We start from the raw sequence: 15260 nt of genomic DNA, 5'->3' as shown, positions 1-15260 counted from the left end.
GCGCGCGGGCAGGCTGTGCAAGTCGCGCCGATACACTGCCGCGCATGCAAGACCCGCCGTCCTCCTCGCCGGTGCCCGCGCGCTGGCGCGGCCCCCTGGTGCTTGCGTGCCTGATGCTCGCGCTGCAGGCGGGCGGCGAACCGGTGTACGAGGCGCTGCGCTACGAGCGTCCGGCCGTGCTCGGCGGGCAGCTCTGGCGTTTGCTCACGGCGCACCTGGTGCACCTCGGCTGGATGCATTGCCTGCTGAACCTCGGCGGGCTGGCCCTGTGCGCGGCGTTCGCGAAGGACCGCGCCGGCGCGCGCGCCTGGGCCGGCGCCTTCGTCGCGCTGGCGCTCGGCGTGAGCGCCCTGCTGCTGGTGGCATCGCCCCGGGTCGCTGACTACGCGGGGCTGTCGGGCGTGCTCTATGGCCTGTTCGTCTGGGTGCTCGCGCCGCAGGCCTGGCGCGGCGACCTGGTGGCCCGCGTCGCGCTGGCGGTGGTCGTGGTCCGCATCGGCTGGCAGCTGTGGAGCGAGCCCACCGAGGCCCAGCGTGCATTGATCGGCGGCGAGGTGCTGGTGCAGGCGCATCTCTATGGCGCGGCCTGCGCCGTGCTGCTGGTTCTCGCACAGGCGCTGCGCGGCCGCTCCAGCGCCTGATCCGAAGCCGCCCCGCGCGGGCGTTTTTACGCATTCTTTACGGCCCCCCACCGACTCTTTCCCCCGTTTTGACGCGCATCTGCCGAGACTGCCATTCATCTTTTTGATAGCAGGAGTGATGCATGGACATCGTCTGGATGGGCGCCTTGCTGGCGCTGTGGGTCGTGGTGGCGGCCATGGTCGTCGGGCTGAACCGGCTCGAGGGACCGAACCCGCCGGCGGCGAAAGAGGGAGAGGCATCGTGATCGGCCTCGACGTCCTCTACGGCTTCGGCGCGCTGATCGCCGTGGTGCTGTTCGCCTACCTGGTCTTCGCGCTGATCTGCGCCGAGGAATTCTGAAATGACGGGTTCCGCCTGGGGCCTGCTGGCCCTCTTCTTCGCGCTGCTGCTGCTGCTGGCCTGGCCGGTCGGCCGCTTCCTCGCGGCGCTGTGCAACGAACGCGTGCCGCGCTGGATGGCGCGCGTGGAGTCCCCCTTCTACAAGCTGGCCGGCGTGGCGCCGGCGCAGTCGATGAGCTGGCGCGTCTATGCGCTGGCGCTGCTGGCCTTCAACACGGTCGGCGCGATCGTGGTCTACGGCCTGCAGCGGCTGCAGGGCCTGCTGCCGCTCAACCCGGCCGGCATGGGCGCGGTGTCGCCCGACTCGGCCTTCAACACCGCCGTGAGCTTCGTCGCCAACACCAACTGGCAAGGCTACGCGGGCGAGTCGACGATGAGCTACCTCACGCAGATGCTCGGCCTCACGGTGCAGAACTTCGTGTCGGCCGCGACCGGCATCGCGGTGGCGTTCGCGCTGGTGCGCGGCTTCGCGCGCCGCGGCGAGGGCCAGGGCCGCGGCCTGGTCGGCAACTTCTGGGCCGACATCGTGCGCATCACGCTGTGGGTGCTGGTGCCGATCTCCTTCGTGCTGGCGGTGGCGCTGGTGGGCCAGGGCGTGATCCAGAACTTCGACGCGTACAAGGCCGTCGACACGCTCGAGACGACCGCGTTCCAGCAGCCCAAGGCCGGCCCCGACGGCCAGCCGCTGAAGGACGACAAGGGCGCGCCGGTGATGGAGGACGCCACCACCGCGACGCAGACGCTGGCCATGGGCCCGGTCGCCTCGCAGGAGGCGATCAAGATGGTCGGCACCAATGGCGGCGGCTTCTTCAACGCCAACTCGGCGCATCCCTACGAGAACCCGACCGCGCTGTCGAACCTGCTGCAGATGCTCGCGATCTTCCTGATCCCGGCCGCGCTGTGCTTCACCTTCGGCCGCGTGGTGGGAGACATGCGCCAGGGCTGGGCGGTGTTCGCGGCGATGGCGGTCATGTTCGTGGTCGCGGTGGCGGTGCTCACGTCGGCCGAGCAGGGCGGCAACCCGCTGCTCGCGCCGCTGGGCGTCGACCAGGCCGCGGGCGCGCTGCAGTCGGGCGGCTACATGGAAGGCAAGGAGGTGCGCTTCGGCATCGATGCCTCGGCGCTGTTCGCCGCCGTGACCACGGCCGCCTCGTGCGGCGCGGTCAACCTCATGCACGACTCGCTGACGCCCATCGGCGGCCTGGTGCCGCTGGTGCTGATGCAGCTCGGCGAGGTGGTGTTCGGCGGCGTCGGCTCGGGCCTGTACGGCATGCTGATCTTCGCGATGCTCGCGGTGTTCATCGCCGGGCTGATGATCGGCCGCACGCCCGAGTACCTCGGCAAGAAGATCGAGGTGCGCGAGATGAAGCTGCTGTCGATCGCGATCCTGGTGACGCCGATCCTGGTGCTCGTGGGCACCGCCATCGCGGTGGCCTCGGGCGCGGGCAAGGCCGGCATCGCCAACCCCGGCGCGCACGGCTTCTCCGAGATCCTCTATGCGCTGACCTCGGCCGCCAACAACAACGGCAGCGCCTTCGCGGGCCTGTCGGCCAACACGCCCTTCTACAACGCGCTGCTGGGCCTGGCGATGTGGTTCGGCCGCTTCGCGATGATCGTGCCGGTGCTCGCCATCGCGGGTTCGCTGGCCGCCAAGAAGCGCCTGCCGGTCACGGCCGGCACGCTGCCCACGCACGGGCCGCTGTTCGTTTCCCTGCTGATCGGCACCGTGCTGCTGGTCGGCCTGCTCAATTACGTGCCGGCGCTGGCCCTCGGGCCGATCGTCGAGCACCTGGTGCTCTGGAAGTAAGGAGGAGCACGCCATGACCCCAACCAAGACTTCCCTGTCGCTGTTCGACGCGGCATTGGTGCGCCCCGCGCTGCGCGGCGCCTTCGCCAAGCTGAACCCGCGCACCCAGTGGCGCAACCCGGTGATGTTCATCGTCTACATCGGGAGCATCCTCACCACGCTGCTGTGGATCCACACGCTGAGCTTCCCGGGCGACACCGGCATGTCGCCGACCTTCGTGCTCGCGGTCACCGTGTGGCTCTGGTTCACGGTGCTGTTCGCCAACTTCGCCGAGGCGCTGGCCGAGGGCCGCAGCAAGGCCCAGGCCGCCTCGCTGCGCGGCCTGCGCAAGGACACCTGGGCCAAGAAGCTGGCCGAGCCGCAGCGCGATGCGAAGTGGCTCCCGGAGCAGGCGCCCAACCTGCGCAAGGGCGACGTGGTGCTGGTCGAGGCCGGCGACGTGGTCCCGCTCGACGGCGAGGTGATCGAGGGCGTGGCCTCGGTCGACGAGAGCGCCATCACCGGCGAATCGGCACCGGTGGTGCGCGAATCGGGCGGCGACTTCTCGGCCGTGACCGGCGGCACCCGCGTGCTGTCCGACTGGCTGGTGGTGCGCATCGCGGTGAACCCGGGCGAGTCCTTCCTCGACCGCATGATCGGCATGGTCGAGGCCGCGCGCCGCCAGAAGACGCCCAACGAGATCGCGCTGACCATCCTGCTGGTGGCGCTCACGCTGGTGTTCCTGATGGTCACGGTCACGTTGCTGCCGTTCTCGGTGTTCAGCGTGGAAGCCGCGGGCGCCGGCACGGTGGTCTCGCTGACCGCGCTGGTCGCGCTGCTGGTGTGCCTGATCCCCACCACCATCGGCGGCCTGCTGTCGGCCGTGGGCGTGGCGGGCATGAGCCGCATGATGCAGGCCAACGTGATCGCGACCTCGGGCCGCGCGGTGGAAGCCGCCGGCGACGTCGACGTGCTGCTGCTCGACAAGACCGGCACCATCACGCACGGCAACCGCCAGGCCAGCGCCTTCCTGCCGGCGCCCGGCGTCACCAAGGCACGGCTCGCGCGCGCCGCCATGCTGGCCTCGCTGGCCGACGAGACGCCCGAGGGCCGCAGCATCGTGGAGCTCGCGCGCCGCGACGGGCTGGAACCCGCGCCGGTCGAGAACGCGCGCTTCGCCGACGGGCCGTCCCGAGGCGAAGCCGCCCCCTCGGGGGGCAGCGAAGCACACGCAGTGGCGAGCGTGGGGGCTCGTTTCGTGGCCTTCACCGCGCAGACCCGCATGAGCGGCGTCGACCTGCCGGCCGCGCCGAACAGCCTGGACACCGATCCCATCGTGCTGCGCAAGGGCGCGGTCGAGGCGGTGCGCCGGCACGTCGAGGCGCTCGGCGGCACGATGGCGCCCGAGCTGCTGCGCGCCGCCGAGGAGGCCTCGCGCCGCGGCAGCACGCCGCTGGCGGTGGCCGAGCGCGACCGCGTGCTCGGCATCGTCGAGCTCAAGGACATCGTGAAGACCGGCATCAAGGAGCGCTTCGCCGAGCTGCGCCGCATGGGCATCAAGACGGTGATGATCACCGGCGACAACAAGCTCACCGCCGCCGCGATCGCGGCCGAGGCCGGCGTGGACGACTTCCTGGCCGAGGCCACGCCCGAGGACAAGCTGGCGCTGATCCGCAAGTACCAGGCCGAGGGCCGGCTGGTCGCGATGACCGGCGACGGCACCAACGACGCGCCCGCGCTCGCGCAGGCCGACGTGGCGGTGGCCATGGGCAGCGGCACCCAGGCCGCGAAGGAGGCCGGCAACATGGTCGACCTGGACTCGAACCCGACCAAGCTGCTCGAGGTGGTGGAGACCGGCAAGGCGCTCCTGATGACGCGCGGTTCGCTGACCACCTTCTCGATCGCCAACGACGTGGCGAAGTACTTCGCGATCATTCCCGCGATCTTCGTCTCGACCTATCCGCAGCTCGCGGCGCTCAACGTGATGCGCCTCGCGAGCCCGTCGTCGGCCATCCTGTCGGCGGTGATCTTCAACGCGCTGGTGATCGTGTTCCTGATCCCGCTGGCGCTCAAGGGCGTGCGCTACCGGCCGGTGGGCGCCGCCGCGCTGCTGCGCCGCAACCTCGCCATCTACGGCCTGGGCGGCCTGCTCGTTCCCTTCATCGGCATCAAGCTGATCGACTGGCTGCTGGTGGCAGTCCACCTGGTCTGAGGAGTCCCCATCATGAGCAACACCACCGGCGGCATCGTCCGCCCCGCCATCGTCGTCTTCGCGCTGCTGAGCGCGCTCACCGGCCTGATCTATCCGATGGCCGTCACCGGCGCCGCCAAGGCAGCCTTCCCCGCGCAGGCGGCCGGCAGCCTGATCGTGCTCGACGGCACCACCGTCGGCTCGAAGCTGATCGGCCAGAACTTCAGCGACCCCAGGCACTTCTGGGGCCGCCCCTCGGCCACCGCGCCGCAGCCCTACAACGCCAGCGCCTCGGGGGGCGCGAACCAGGGCCCGCTGAACCCGGCCCTGACCGACGCCGTGAAGGCGCGCGTGGAAGCGCTGCGCGCGGCCGACCCGGGCAACACCGCGCCGGTGCCGGTCGACCTGGTGACGGCCTCGGGCAGCGGCCTCGACCCCGACATCAGCCCGGCCGCGGCGCGCTACCAGGCACCGCGCGTCGCGCGCGAGCGCGGCCTGCCGCTGGGGGAAGTCAACGCGCTGATCGATCGCCAGACCCAGCAGCCGCTGTGGGGGCTGCTCGGCGAGCCGCGCGTGAACGTGCTGGCGCTGAACCTCGCGCTCGACAAGCGCTGAACCCCGGACCCAGGCAAAGGAGACCTGTATGGCCTACGCCGCTTATCGCGAACATCCCGTGTATTTCCGAAGTCCCGCCGCGGCCGGTGCCGCGATCGCGGCCGCCCGCAGGACGGCCGCCGACAGCTTCCATGTGCTCGACGTCACCGTGAGTTGCGCCGACGCGCTGCGCGTGCGCCGCAGCCTCGCGGGCTGCGCCGATGCCGGCGTGGTGCGCTGCGAGCCGCTGCTGCACGGTTGCAGCTCGCAGGAGAGCGACGCGCCCTGCGTGCGGCTGATGATCCGCCTGCCGATGCGCAGCTACGCCGAGGTGCTGCACCGGTTGATCGAATGCGTGCCCTCGGGCGAGATCGGCCGGCTGGTGAGCTGGCGCGAACATCTCGCGCGCTGCGGACTGCGCCATGGCCACTGACTGGCTCCATGCGCTGCTCGCGCTGGCGGCGCTGTTCGTGCCGCTGGGCTTCGCCTGGCTGGTGCTGTCGCGCACGGCGCGGCGCCACGAGCATCGTGCCCGGCGCAAGAACGGAGCTTCCCGTTGATGTGGCCGCTTGCGCGACCGATGTCCGCTGCCGGTTCAGCGCGGCCGCGCGGTGCGCCACGCGCTGGCGGCGCAGCCGGCCTGCACCGCCGCGCCCGCGAGCATCGCGCAGCGCAGGCCCGCGGCGCCGCCGCCCGCCATGGCATAGAACGCACCCAGCGCGGCGACGCCGATCGTCGCGCCCGCGATGCGCGCGACATTGATCAGCGAGCCCGCGGTGCCCGAGCGCGCGGCATCGACCGCGCCCACGGCCTCGGCCATCAGCGGCCCGGTGGCCAGTCCCATGCCGAGGCCCGCGAGCGCCAGTCCGGCCTCGGCCCAGGCGATGGACGCGTGGCCCGCGCCCAGCGCCACCAGCAGCAGCCCGCCGGCGATGACCGCCACGCCCGCGCAGCTGACCGCGCGCGCACCGAGCCGCGCCACGATGCGGCCGCTGAACGGCGACAGCGCGACGAACAGCAACGCCATCGGGATCAGCGCGAGGCCGGCCCGCGTGGCGTCGAGCAGGCCCGCCTGCTGCCAGTGCAGCGGCAGCAGGAACAGCAGGCCGTACATGCCGAAGGTCATGCCGGCGGTGGCGATCATCGCGGCGCGGAAGGCGGGCAGGCCGAACAGGTCGAGCGGCACCAGCGCGGTCGCGCCGCGCCGGCCTTCGATGCGCACGAACAGCACGAACGCCGCCAGCGCGACCGCCAGCGCCGCGATCGCGACCCGCGGCGCCTCGTGCGACTCGATCGCCGCGAAGGCGAGCGCGCCGAGCGCGAGGCCACCGGCGAGCTGCGCGCCCGCGTCGAGGCTGCGCCCGCGCGGATCGGACGACTCGGGGATCGAGGGCCGTGCCAGCAGCAGCGCGGCGAGGCTGAACGGCAGCACCGCGAGGAAGATGCCGCGCCAGCCGAAGCGGTGGATCAGCACGCCGCCCAGCGGCGCGCCGATGGCCATCGCCAGGCCGTTGCAGGCGGCCCAGATGCCGAGCACGCGGCCGCGCTCGCGCGCGTCCTGCCACACCACGCGCACGATCGCGAGCGAGGCCGGCATCAGCAGCGCGGCGCCCAGGCCGGCCAGCGCGCGGCCCGCGACCAGCATCCAGACCGAAGTGGCCGCGGCGCACAGCACGGTGGCACCCGTGAAGACGGCCGCACCGAGCATGAAGATCCGGCGCCGTCCGTACAGGTCGGCCAGCAGGCCGCCGGTGAGCAGCAGCACCGCGTAGGCGAGGTTGTAGCCGTCGACCACCCATTGCAGGGCGGTCACGCCGGCGCGGAAGTGCTCGCCGATCGGCCGGGTGCCGAGGTTGACCACGGCCATGTCGACCTGCGCCACCAGGACCGCAAGGCACAGCGTGAGCAGGGCGAGGCCGCGGCGCGGCGCGGCCGGGCGGTCGGGATGTCTGTCGTTCATGGGGGAACAGCCTTCTTGGAACCAGACGGCCCATTGTGCGAAGCCGGCGTCGCCATGCTTCGGCGCGCACCGAAGCGTCGGTGCGCGGGGCGATGCGCTAACCTGCGCTCCCGATGAGCGAGCTGTCCCGCCCCGACCCCGACGCGCTGATCGCCCAGCTGCGCAGCGACGAGGCGCGCGCGCGGCGCGGCAAGCTGCGCATCTACTTCGGCGCCAGCGCCGGCGTGGGCAAGACCTGGGCCATGCTGAGCGCCGCGCAGCGCGAGCGCAAGGCCGGGCGCGACGTGCTGATCGGCGTGGTCGAGACCCATGGCCGCGGCGAGACCGCGGCGCTGCTGGCGGGGCTCGATGCCCTGCCGCTGCGCGAGATCGCCTACCGCGGCCGCACGCTGGCCGAGTTCGACCTCGATGCAGCGCTGGCGCGCCGGCCCGCGGTGCTGCTGGTCGACGAACTGGCCCACACCAACGCGCCCGGCTCGCGCCATGCCAAGCGCTGGCAGGACGTGCAGGAGCTGCTGGCCGCGGGCATCGAGGTCTGGTCGGCGCTCAACGTGCAGCACCTCGAGAGCCTCAACGGCACGGTCGGCGCCATCACCGGCGTGCGGGTGCACGAGACCGTGCCCGACTCGGTGCTCGACGAGGCCGACGAGGTGGTGCTGGTCGACGTCACGCCCGACGAGCTCACGGCGCGGCTCGCGGCCGGCAAGGTCTACCTGCCGCAGCAGGCCGAGCGCGCGGCGCAGAACTTCTTCCGCAAGGGCAACCTGATCGCGCTGCGCGAGATCGCGTTGCGCCGCACCGCCGAGCACGTGGAGGACGACGTGCGCGGCTGGCGCGTCGAGCAGTCGGGCCCGGGCACCGGCCTGCAGGCCTGGCACACCTCGGGCGCGATCCTCGCGTGCGTCGGCCCGCACGAGGGCGCGGCGCAGACGGTGCGCACCGCGGCGCGGCTCGCGGGCCAGCTCAACGTGCGCTGGCATGCCGTGTATGTCGAGACGCCGCGGCTGCAGCGGCTGGCCGCGGCCGAGCGCGACCGCATCCTCGCGGTGCTGAAGCTGGCCGAGGAACTGGGCGCTGCCACCGCGGTGCTGACCGGCGACGACGTGGCCGCGCAGCTCGCCGAGCAGGCGCGCCGGCTCAACTGCGCGACGCTGGTGCTCGGGCGCGCCGAGCCCGCGACCGGCTGGCGCCGCCCGTGGATGGCGGCGCGGGTGCCGCTGGCGCGCGCGCTCGCGCAGCTGGCACCCGCGCTCGACATCCTCGAGGTGGGCCGCGCCGACAGCGCGCGCCGGCTGTCGCGCTCGCCGCTGGGCGTGGCGGGGGCGCGCATCGACAGCGACGACCACGAGCAGGCGCCGATCCACTGGCCCGGCTATGCCTGGGCCGCGGCCACCAGCGTGGCGCTCACGCTGCTGTGCACGCCGCTGACCGGCGTGCTCGAGCTGTCGAACATCGTGATGCTGTTCCTGCTCGGCGTGGTGGGCGTGGCGATGCGCTTCGGGCGCGGGCCCTCGGCGCTGGCGGCGCTGCTCAACGTCGCGGCCTTCGACTATTTCTTCGTGCCGCCGCGGCTGTCGTTCGCGGTCAGCGACGTGCAGTACGTGCTGACCTTCGCGATCATGCTGGGCGTGGGCCTGCTGGTGGGCCAGCTCACGGCCGGGCTGCGCTTCGCGGCCGGCGTGTCGACCAGCCGCGAGCGCCGCGCGCGCTCGCTGTTCGAGCTCACGCGCGAGCTCTCGGCCGCGCTCGAGAGCACGCAGGTGGTCGCGCTCGGCGCGGCCGCGGTGCAGGGCCACTTCGGCGGCCATGCGCTGGTGCTGGTGACCGATGCCGCCGACCAGCTGGTGGCGCCGGCCGATCCGCCGCCGGGCTTCGACGCGCAGGTGGCCGACTGGGCCTTCCGCCATGGCCAGAGCGCGGGCCTCGCCACCGCCACCCTGGCCGCGCAACCCTGGCACTACGTGCCGCTGCAGGCGCCGATGCGCGTGCGCGGCGTGCTCGCGCTCGAACCGGCGCAGCCGCGCTGGCTGCTGATCCCCGAGCAGGCGCAGCAGCTCGACACGCTGGCGCGGCAGATCGCGATCGCGCTCGAGCGCGTGCACTACGTGGAGGTGGCGCAGCAGGCGGTGGTCGAGATCGAATCGGAGCGGCTGCGCAACGCGCTGCTGGGCGCGATCTCGCACGACGTGCGCACGCCGCTGACCGCGCTGATCGCGCTGGCCGAATCGCTGCAGACCTTGCCGGCGGAAGAACACGCCGAGGCGGCGCGCGCGATCGTCGCGCAGGCGCACGAGCTGCATGCGCTGGTCAACAACCTGCTCGACATGGCGCGGCTCGAGAGCGGCATCGCGGGCGGCGCGGTCAACCTGCGGCGCGACTGGCAGTCGGTCGAGGAGGTGGTGGGCTCGGCCATCCGCGCGGCGCGCACCGCGCTCGGCGCCACCGTGGTCCAGACCGCGCTCGATGCCGGGCTGCCGCTGGTCGAGTTCGACGCGGTGCTGATCGAGCGCGTGCTGGTGAACCTGCTCGAGAACGCCACCAAGTACGGCGCGCCGCCGATCGTGGTGGGCGCGCGCGCCGAGCCCGGCACGCTGGTGCTGAGCGTGCGCGACCACGGCCCGGGCCTGCCCGCGGCGCTGCTGGGCCACGAGCAGAAGCTGTTCGACAAGTTCACGCGCGGCGAGGTCGAGTCGGCCACGCCGGGCGTGGGGCTGGGCCTGGCGATCTGCAAGGCGGTGGTGAGCGCCCATGGCGGCGAGATCGTGGCCGCCAACGCGCGCGGCGGCGGTGCAGAATTCACGGTCACGCTCCCGCGCCGGGAGCCGCCCGAACCGGCCGAAGCGCCGCTCTGACTCCCATGCCTGCCCCCACCGCCATCGTGATCGAGGACGAGCCGCAGATCCGCCGCTTCGTGCGCGGCGCGCTCGAGGCCGAGGGCTGGCTGGTGCACGAGGCCGGCACGCTGCGCGACGGCCTCGCCGCGGCCGGCACGCGCCAGCCCGACCTGCTGGTGCTCGACCTGGGCCTGCCCGACGGCGACGGCGTCTCGTTGATCCGCGACGTGCGCGGCTGGTCGGCGGTGCCGATCATCGTGCTGTCGGCGCGCAGCGACGAGGCCGACAAGATCGCCGCGCTCGACGCCGGCGCCGACGACTACCTGACCAAGCCCTTCGGCACCGGCGAACTGCTCGCGCGCGTGCGCGCCAACCTGCGGCGCCCGCGCGCGGCCAGCAGCGAGGAGGTGCCCGAGGCACTGTTCCGCTTCGGCGAGATCGAGCTCGACCGCGCCGCGCGCATCGTGCGCCGCGCGGGTGCCGAGGTGCATCTCACGCCGACCGAGTACCGGCTGCTGTCGGTGCTGGCCGCGAACGCGGGGCGCGTGCTGACGCAGCGCCAGTTGCTGCGCGAGGTCTGGGGGCCGTCGCACACGGACCAGAGCCACTACCTGCGGATCTACATGGGGCATCTGCGGCAGAAGCTCGAGGACGATCCGGCGCAGCCGCGGCATCTGTTGACCGAGACTGCGGTGGGGTATCGGCTGGTCGTGTAGCTCCTTGTCGATGACGGGTGGGGGCGCGTGCACAGGACAGCGGGTACTCCCCGCAGCGAAATAAAGGAGGAGCCGAAGGCGGGGGACATTCGCGGAGGGGAGTACCCCGTCGGCGTGAGCCCGTCCCGATGCGTCGTGGTGTCGTCCCAACACGCGCATTCAACAAGGCTTGTCTTGATTGAAGAGCACACCCACAATCCGCCCCACCATGAAATTCACCCAAGCCATCGAAGCCGGCCTCACCGCCACCTGACATCGCCTTCGATCGCGTTCGGAAGGCGTTGCGCCTTCCGGTACTGAAAACCCCGGCAGGCCCGTCCTCCGGGGTTTTGTCTTTTCCGCCTCTCACTTCTTCATCGCCATGCGTACCTACGACAAGCTGATCGCCACGATTCGCCTCCGCCGGAGCGTGGCTTCCGTGCGCCCGGGCTCCGGCCGCCGCATCAGCAGATTGCACGACACCGTTCGTCGCTAGCCCTCAGGCGAATCCTTTCCGCCTGGGGTTGGCACATGCCCACCAGGCGCTCGAAGCCGTGCTTCGAGCCAGAGAAAGAAAGATTCGCCATGACCCACACACCCAGGAACCTGCGCAACATCGGCATCATTGCCCACGTCGATGCCGGCAAGACCACCACCACCGAACGCATCCTGTTCTACGCCGGCGAGAGCCATCGCATCGGCGACGTGAGCCGCGGCACCGCGCGCATGGACTTCGATGCGCAGGAGCGCAAGCGCGGCATCACCATCAGCAGCGCCGCCATCACGCTGCAGTGGAACGCGACCCAGATCAACCTGATCGACACGCCGGGCCACATCGATTTCAACATCGAGGTGAACCGCTCGCTGCGCGTGCTCGACGGGGCCGTGGTCGTGTTCGACGGCGTGGCCGGCGTGGAGCCGCAGACCGAGACCAACTGGCGCCTCGCGGACCGCTATCGCGTGCCGCGCATCGCCTTCGTCAACAAGCTCGACCGCCTGGGCGCGGACTTCCCGCGCGTGGTCGCGATGATGGAAGAACGCCTGGGCGTGAAGGCCGTGGCGGTGCAGTGGCCGATCGGCGCGGAAGGCGACTTCCGCGGCGTGGTCGACCTGCTGGGCCTGCGCGCGCTGGTCTGGGACCTCGACGATGCGAGCCGGCCGTACCGCGTGACCGAGGTGCCCGCCGAGCTGATGGCCACCGTGTTGCAACAACGCGCGCGGCTGGTGGAGCTTGCCGTCGAGCAGGACGAGGCCGCGATGGGGGCCTACCTGAACGGCGAGGAGCTGCCGGCCGAGGTGCTGCGCGCTTGCATCCGCAAGGGCGTGCTGGCCGGTGCCTTCGTGCCCGTGCTCGCGGGCTCGGCCTTCCGCAACCGCGGCGTGGAACCGCTGCTCGACGCCATCGTCGACTGGCTGCCGAAGCCCGGCGAGGTGGCGCTGCCCTGCGATCCGCGCGCGCCGTTCGCGGCGCTGGCGTTCAAGGTGGCGAGCGACGACCACGGCGCGATGGTGTTCGTGCGTGTCTACAGCGGCCGCTTGCGGCGCGGCGACAGCCTGCTCGACGCCACCACCGGCCGCATCGAGCGCGCGGCACGGCTGTACGAGGTGCAGGCGGGCGACCGCATCGAACGCGACGAACTGGTGGCCGGCGACATCGCCGGCATCGTCGGGCTGAAGGACACGTTGACCGGCCACACGCTGTGCGACCGGCAGCATCCGGTGCAGCTCGAACAGATCGGCGTGCCCGAGCCCGTGCTCCACGTCGCGATCGAGCCGAGGGCGCAGGCCGACCAGCAGGCGCTGGCGAAGGCGCTGCAGGTGCTGCTGCGCGAGGACCCGAGCCTGCGGCTGCGGCAGGACGCCGAGTCGGGCCAGACCATCGTGTCGGGCATGGGCGAGCTGCAGCTCGAGGTCTCGATCGAGAAGCTGCGCGAGCGCTTCGGCGTCGAAGTGTCGGTAGGACGGCCCCAGGTCGCCTGCCGTGAAACGGTATCGAAGGAAACGGAGGTGCACCATGTGCACAGGAAACAGAACGGCGGCCAGGGCCAGTTCGCGGAGCTGAAGCTGCGCATCGCCCCGCGCGGGCGCGGCGAAGGCATCGCGTTCGAGAACCGGGTGGTGGGCGGCGCGATCCCGCGCGAGTTCATCCCCGCGATCGAGGCCGGCATCCGCCGTGCCGCGCAGTCGGGCGTGCTGGCCGGCTATCCCTGCGTGGACTTCGTGGTCACGCTGCTCGATGGCAGCCACCATGAACGCGACTCGTCGGCGATGGCCTTCGAGTTCGCGGCCGCCGCGGCCTTCCGCGAAGCGGCGGCGCAGGCCGGGGGGCAGTTGCTCGAGCCGGTGATGGCCGTGGAAGTGACCACGCCCGCCGAGCACGTGGGCGACTGCATCGGCGACCTGCACCGGCGGCGCGGCATGGTGCGCGGCCAGGCGATGCGCGGCAACGCAATCGTGGTCGAGGCCCATGTGCCGCTGGCGCGGATGTTCGGCTACATCGGCAACCTGCGCGCGCTGTCCTCGGGCCGCGCGCAGTACGCGATGCAGTTCGACCACTACGCCGTGGTGCCCGCGGGCGAGATGGCCGGGCTCGTGAAGAGCTGACGGCCCCAGAGGGCGACCCGCGAGGGTCGCCCTCAGGCTGCTGACGAACCCCATGTTTTCCGGAACATGGGGTTTTGTCTTTCAAGCGAAGCCGATTTCTGCGCGGCGCTCGCCCCATCGAGCTGCAACGAGGTCCGAGCAGGCCTGGATGCGCTGTTGCGCAGTCAGAACGCGCCTGCGATGACGTAAAAGCGCCCTCAGACGCGCCAGCAGCAGCGCGATCTTCTTGATGTTCTGCGCAGCCGCCGCCAGCAAGCACTGCTCGGCCACCTTGCGCAGCCCTCGCATGCGTGCGTAGCGATGCCCGTGCAGCTGCTTGGCATCGGCGAAGCTGCGCTCCACCGTCTCCTTGCGCCGCGCATACAGGCGCTTGCCCTCTTCGGTCAGACGCCTGGTGTCCACCCGCTCCTTGGCCCACTCCCAGACGTGGCGCACCACCACCTTCACCGCATTGGCGCTGCTCGTGCACTGCCCGCGCAGCTCGCAGCGTCGGCAGATTGCCGGATCGGACTTGTACTCGCGATAGCCCACCCGGCTGGTCGTGCTGTACGCCAGCGCCTGCCCCGCCGGGCAGACATACTCGTCGCGGTAGCGGTCGTATTCGTACTGGCGCTTGTAGAAGGTGCCCGGCTTGTGGGTCGGCGTGCGGTAGCCCATTACCCCGGCGATGCCACGCGTCTCCAGTCCCTGGCAGATCGCCGGTGTGAAGTAGCCCGCATCCAGGCCCACGGCCTGCACCTGCAGGCCGAAGCGCTCTCGCTGATGGTCCAGCCGCCCCAGGTACGGCTGGCTGTCGTGCACCGAGGCCGGCGTGACGTGGGTGTCGGTGATGATGGCGTGCTTGGCGTCGACCGTGCGGTGGTCCAGGTAGAAGAAGCCTCGAGGCTTGTCGTCGCGCACCATGAAGCCGCTGTCGGGATCGGTGCGGCTGCGCTTGACTTCCTTGCTCGGCGGCGGGGTATCGTCGTCATCACGCTTCAAGGGCTTCTTGCCCTGCGCGGCGCGATCCGCATCGACCGCCGCGTCCAGCGCTCCCAGGTAGGCCGAGGGTGTCTGCTGGACCTGCACGAGGTCGAACTTGTTCTTGTTGGCGTTGGCCTTCAGGTGGGTGCTGTCGGTGTACAGCACCCGGCCATCGACCATGCCGTGGCCGATGGCCTGGCGCACGATCTCGTCGAAGATCTCCTGGTACACGGTGGTGTCGCTGTAGCGGCGGCGCCGGTTCTGCGAGAAGGTGGAAGCGTCGGGGACCTTGTCGGTCAGGCGAAAGCCGGCAAACCAGCGGTAGGCCACGTTGACCTGCACTTCGCGCATCAGCTGCCGCTCGCTGCGTACGCCGAACAAGTAGCCCACCAGCAGCAGCTTGAACATCACGACCGGATCGAGCGCCGGGCGGCCGTTGTCGGCGCAGTACAGGTGAGCGACCTTGGCCCGGATGAACTCGAAATCGATCGCCGCTTCGATCTTGCGCAGCAAGTGGTCCTGCGGCACCAGCATCTCCAGCGTCACCATCTCGAGTTCTTGCTGCGCGGGGGTGGGGCTCTTGAGCATCCCGCCATTTAAAAGCACAAAGCCCTCGCCGGGGGCGAGGGCTTGGGGTTTGTCAGCAATCTGA

General features: G+C 71.4%; 13 protein-coding genes. 11 read left to right on the top strand and 2 right to left on the bottom strand.

Annotated elements, in window-relative coordinates:
- Nucleotides 1-44: 44 nt before the first annotated feature.
- The 8 genes from rrtA to ACEN9J_RS18615 all read left to right on the top strand — a co-directional run bounded on the left by rrtA (nt 45) and on the right by ACEN9J_RS18615 (nt 6112).
- Complete coding sequence (rrtA, locus tag ACEN9J_RS18650; protein ID WP_413761734.1) at nt 45-641, top strand: rhombosortase; 597 nt, start codon at nt 45-47, stop codon at nt 639-641.
- Nucleotides 642-763: 122 nt separating this feature from the next.
- Nucleotides 764-886: a hypothetical protein gene (locus ACEN9J_RS18645; protein WP_296732183.1), complete on the top strand. Its 123-nt coding sequence runs from the start codon at nt 764-766 to the stop codon at nt 884-886.
- The gene (gene kdpF, locus ACEN9J_RS18640; RefSeq protein ID WP_057593567.1) at nt 883-981 is read left to right on the top strand and encodes a K(+)-transporting ATPase subunit F; all 99 of its coding nucleotides are present in this window, start codon (nt 883-885) and stop codon (nt 979-981) included. The genes ACEN9J_RS18645 and kdpF overlap by 4 nt, the downstream gene beginning before the upstream one ends.
- A gap of 1 nt (nt 982) precedes the next feature.
- Nucleotides 983-2788, top strand: a complete 1806-nt coding sequence (kdpA, locus tag ACEN9J_RS18635) for a potassium-transporting ATPase subunit KdpA (RefSeq protein WP_057593566.1) — start codon at nt 983-985, stop codon at nt 2786-2788.
- Nucleotides 2789-2801: 13 nt separating this feature from the next.
- Nucleotides 2802-4979, top strand: a complete 2178-nt coding sequence (gene kdpB, locus ACEN9J_RS18630) for a potassium-transporting ATPase subunit KdpB (RefSeq protein WP_296732176.1) — start codon at nt 2802-2804, stop codon at nt 4977-4979.
- Between the two features lie 12 nt (nt 4980-4991).
- Complete coding sequence (kdpC, locus tag ACEN9J_RS18625; RefSeq protein ID WP_057593564.1) at nt 4992-5573, top strand: potassium-transporting ATPase subunit KdpC; 582 nt, start codon at nt 4992-4994, stop codon at nt 5571-5573.
- Between the two features lie 28 nt (nt 5574-5601).
- Complete coding sequence (locus tag ACEN9J_RS18620; RefSeq protein ID WP_057593563.1) at nt 5602-5985, top strand: hypothetical protein; 384 nt, start codon at nt 5602-5604, stop codon at nt 5983-5985.
- Nucleotides 5975-6112: a hypothetical protein gene (locus ACEN9J_RS18615; protein WP_172705584.1), complete on the top strand. Its 138-nt coding sequence runs from the start codon at nt 5975-5977 to the stop codon at nt 6110-6112. Before ACEN9J_RS18620 ends, ACEN9J_RS18615 begins: the two co-directional genes overlap by 11 nt.
- Before the next feature lie 35 nt (nt 6113-6147).
- Here ACEN9J_RS18615 and ACEN9J_RS18610 read toward each other — a convergent pair whose 3' ends face one another.
- Nucleotides 6148-7512 carry an MFS transporter gene (locus ACEN9J_RS18610; protein WP_413761733.1) on the bottom strand — a complete coding sequence of 455 codons (1365 nt, stop codon included), beginning with the start codon at nt 7510-7512 and terminating at the stop codon, nt 6148-6150.
- 113 nt (nt 7513-7625) lie between these two features.
- On the opposite strand from ACEN9J_RS18610, the gene ACEN9J_RS18605 reads away from it, so the two are divergent.
- The 3 genes from ACEN9J_RS18605 to fusA all read left to right on the top strand — a co-directional run bounded on the left by ACEN9J_RS18605 (nt 7626) and on the right by fusA (nt 13645).
- Nucleotides 7626-10364 (top strand): DUF4118 domain-containing protein, encoded by a 2739-nt coding sequence (locus tag ACEN9J_RS18605; protein ID WP_261215173.1) that lies wholly within the window; start codon nt 7626-7628, stop codon nt 10362-10364.
- A gap of 5 nt (nt 10365-10369) precedes the next feature.
- Entirely contained in the window at nt 10370-11062 is a 693-nt protein-coding gene (kdpE, locus tag ACEN9J_RS18600; RefSeq protein ID WP_093355193.1) for a two-component system response regulator KdpE, read from the top strand.
- Nucleotides 11063-11626: 564 nt separating this feature from the next.
- Nucleotides 11627-13645, top strand: coding sequence for an elongation factor G (gene fusA, locus ACEN9J_RS18595; protein ID WP_413761732.1), 2019 nt, complete (start codon nt 11627-11629; stop codon nt 13643-13645).
- Nucleotides 13646-13726: 81 nt separating this feature from the next.
- Here the strand turns inward: fusA and ACEN9J_RS18590 are convergent, their stop codons facing one another.
- Nucleotides 13727-15196 carry an IS1182 family transposase gene (locus ACEN9J_RS18590; protein ID WP_413761731.1) on the bottom strand — a complete coding sequence of 490 codons (1470 nt, stop codon included), beginning with the start codon at nt 15194-15196 and terminating at the stop codon, nt 13727-13729.
- Nucleotides 15197-15260: the final 64 nt, after the last annotated feature.

The organism is Variovorax sp. Varisp41, from assembly GCF_047325085.1.
Classification (GTDB): Bacteria; Pseudomonadota; Gammaproteobacteria; order Burkholderiales; family Burkholderiaceae_C; genus Variovorax.
This window is presented reverse-complemented; position numbering and strand designations above follow the sequence as displayed.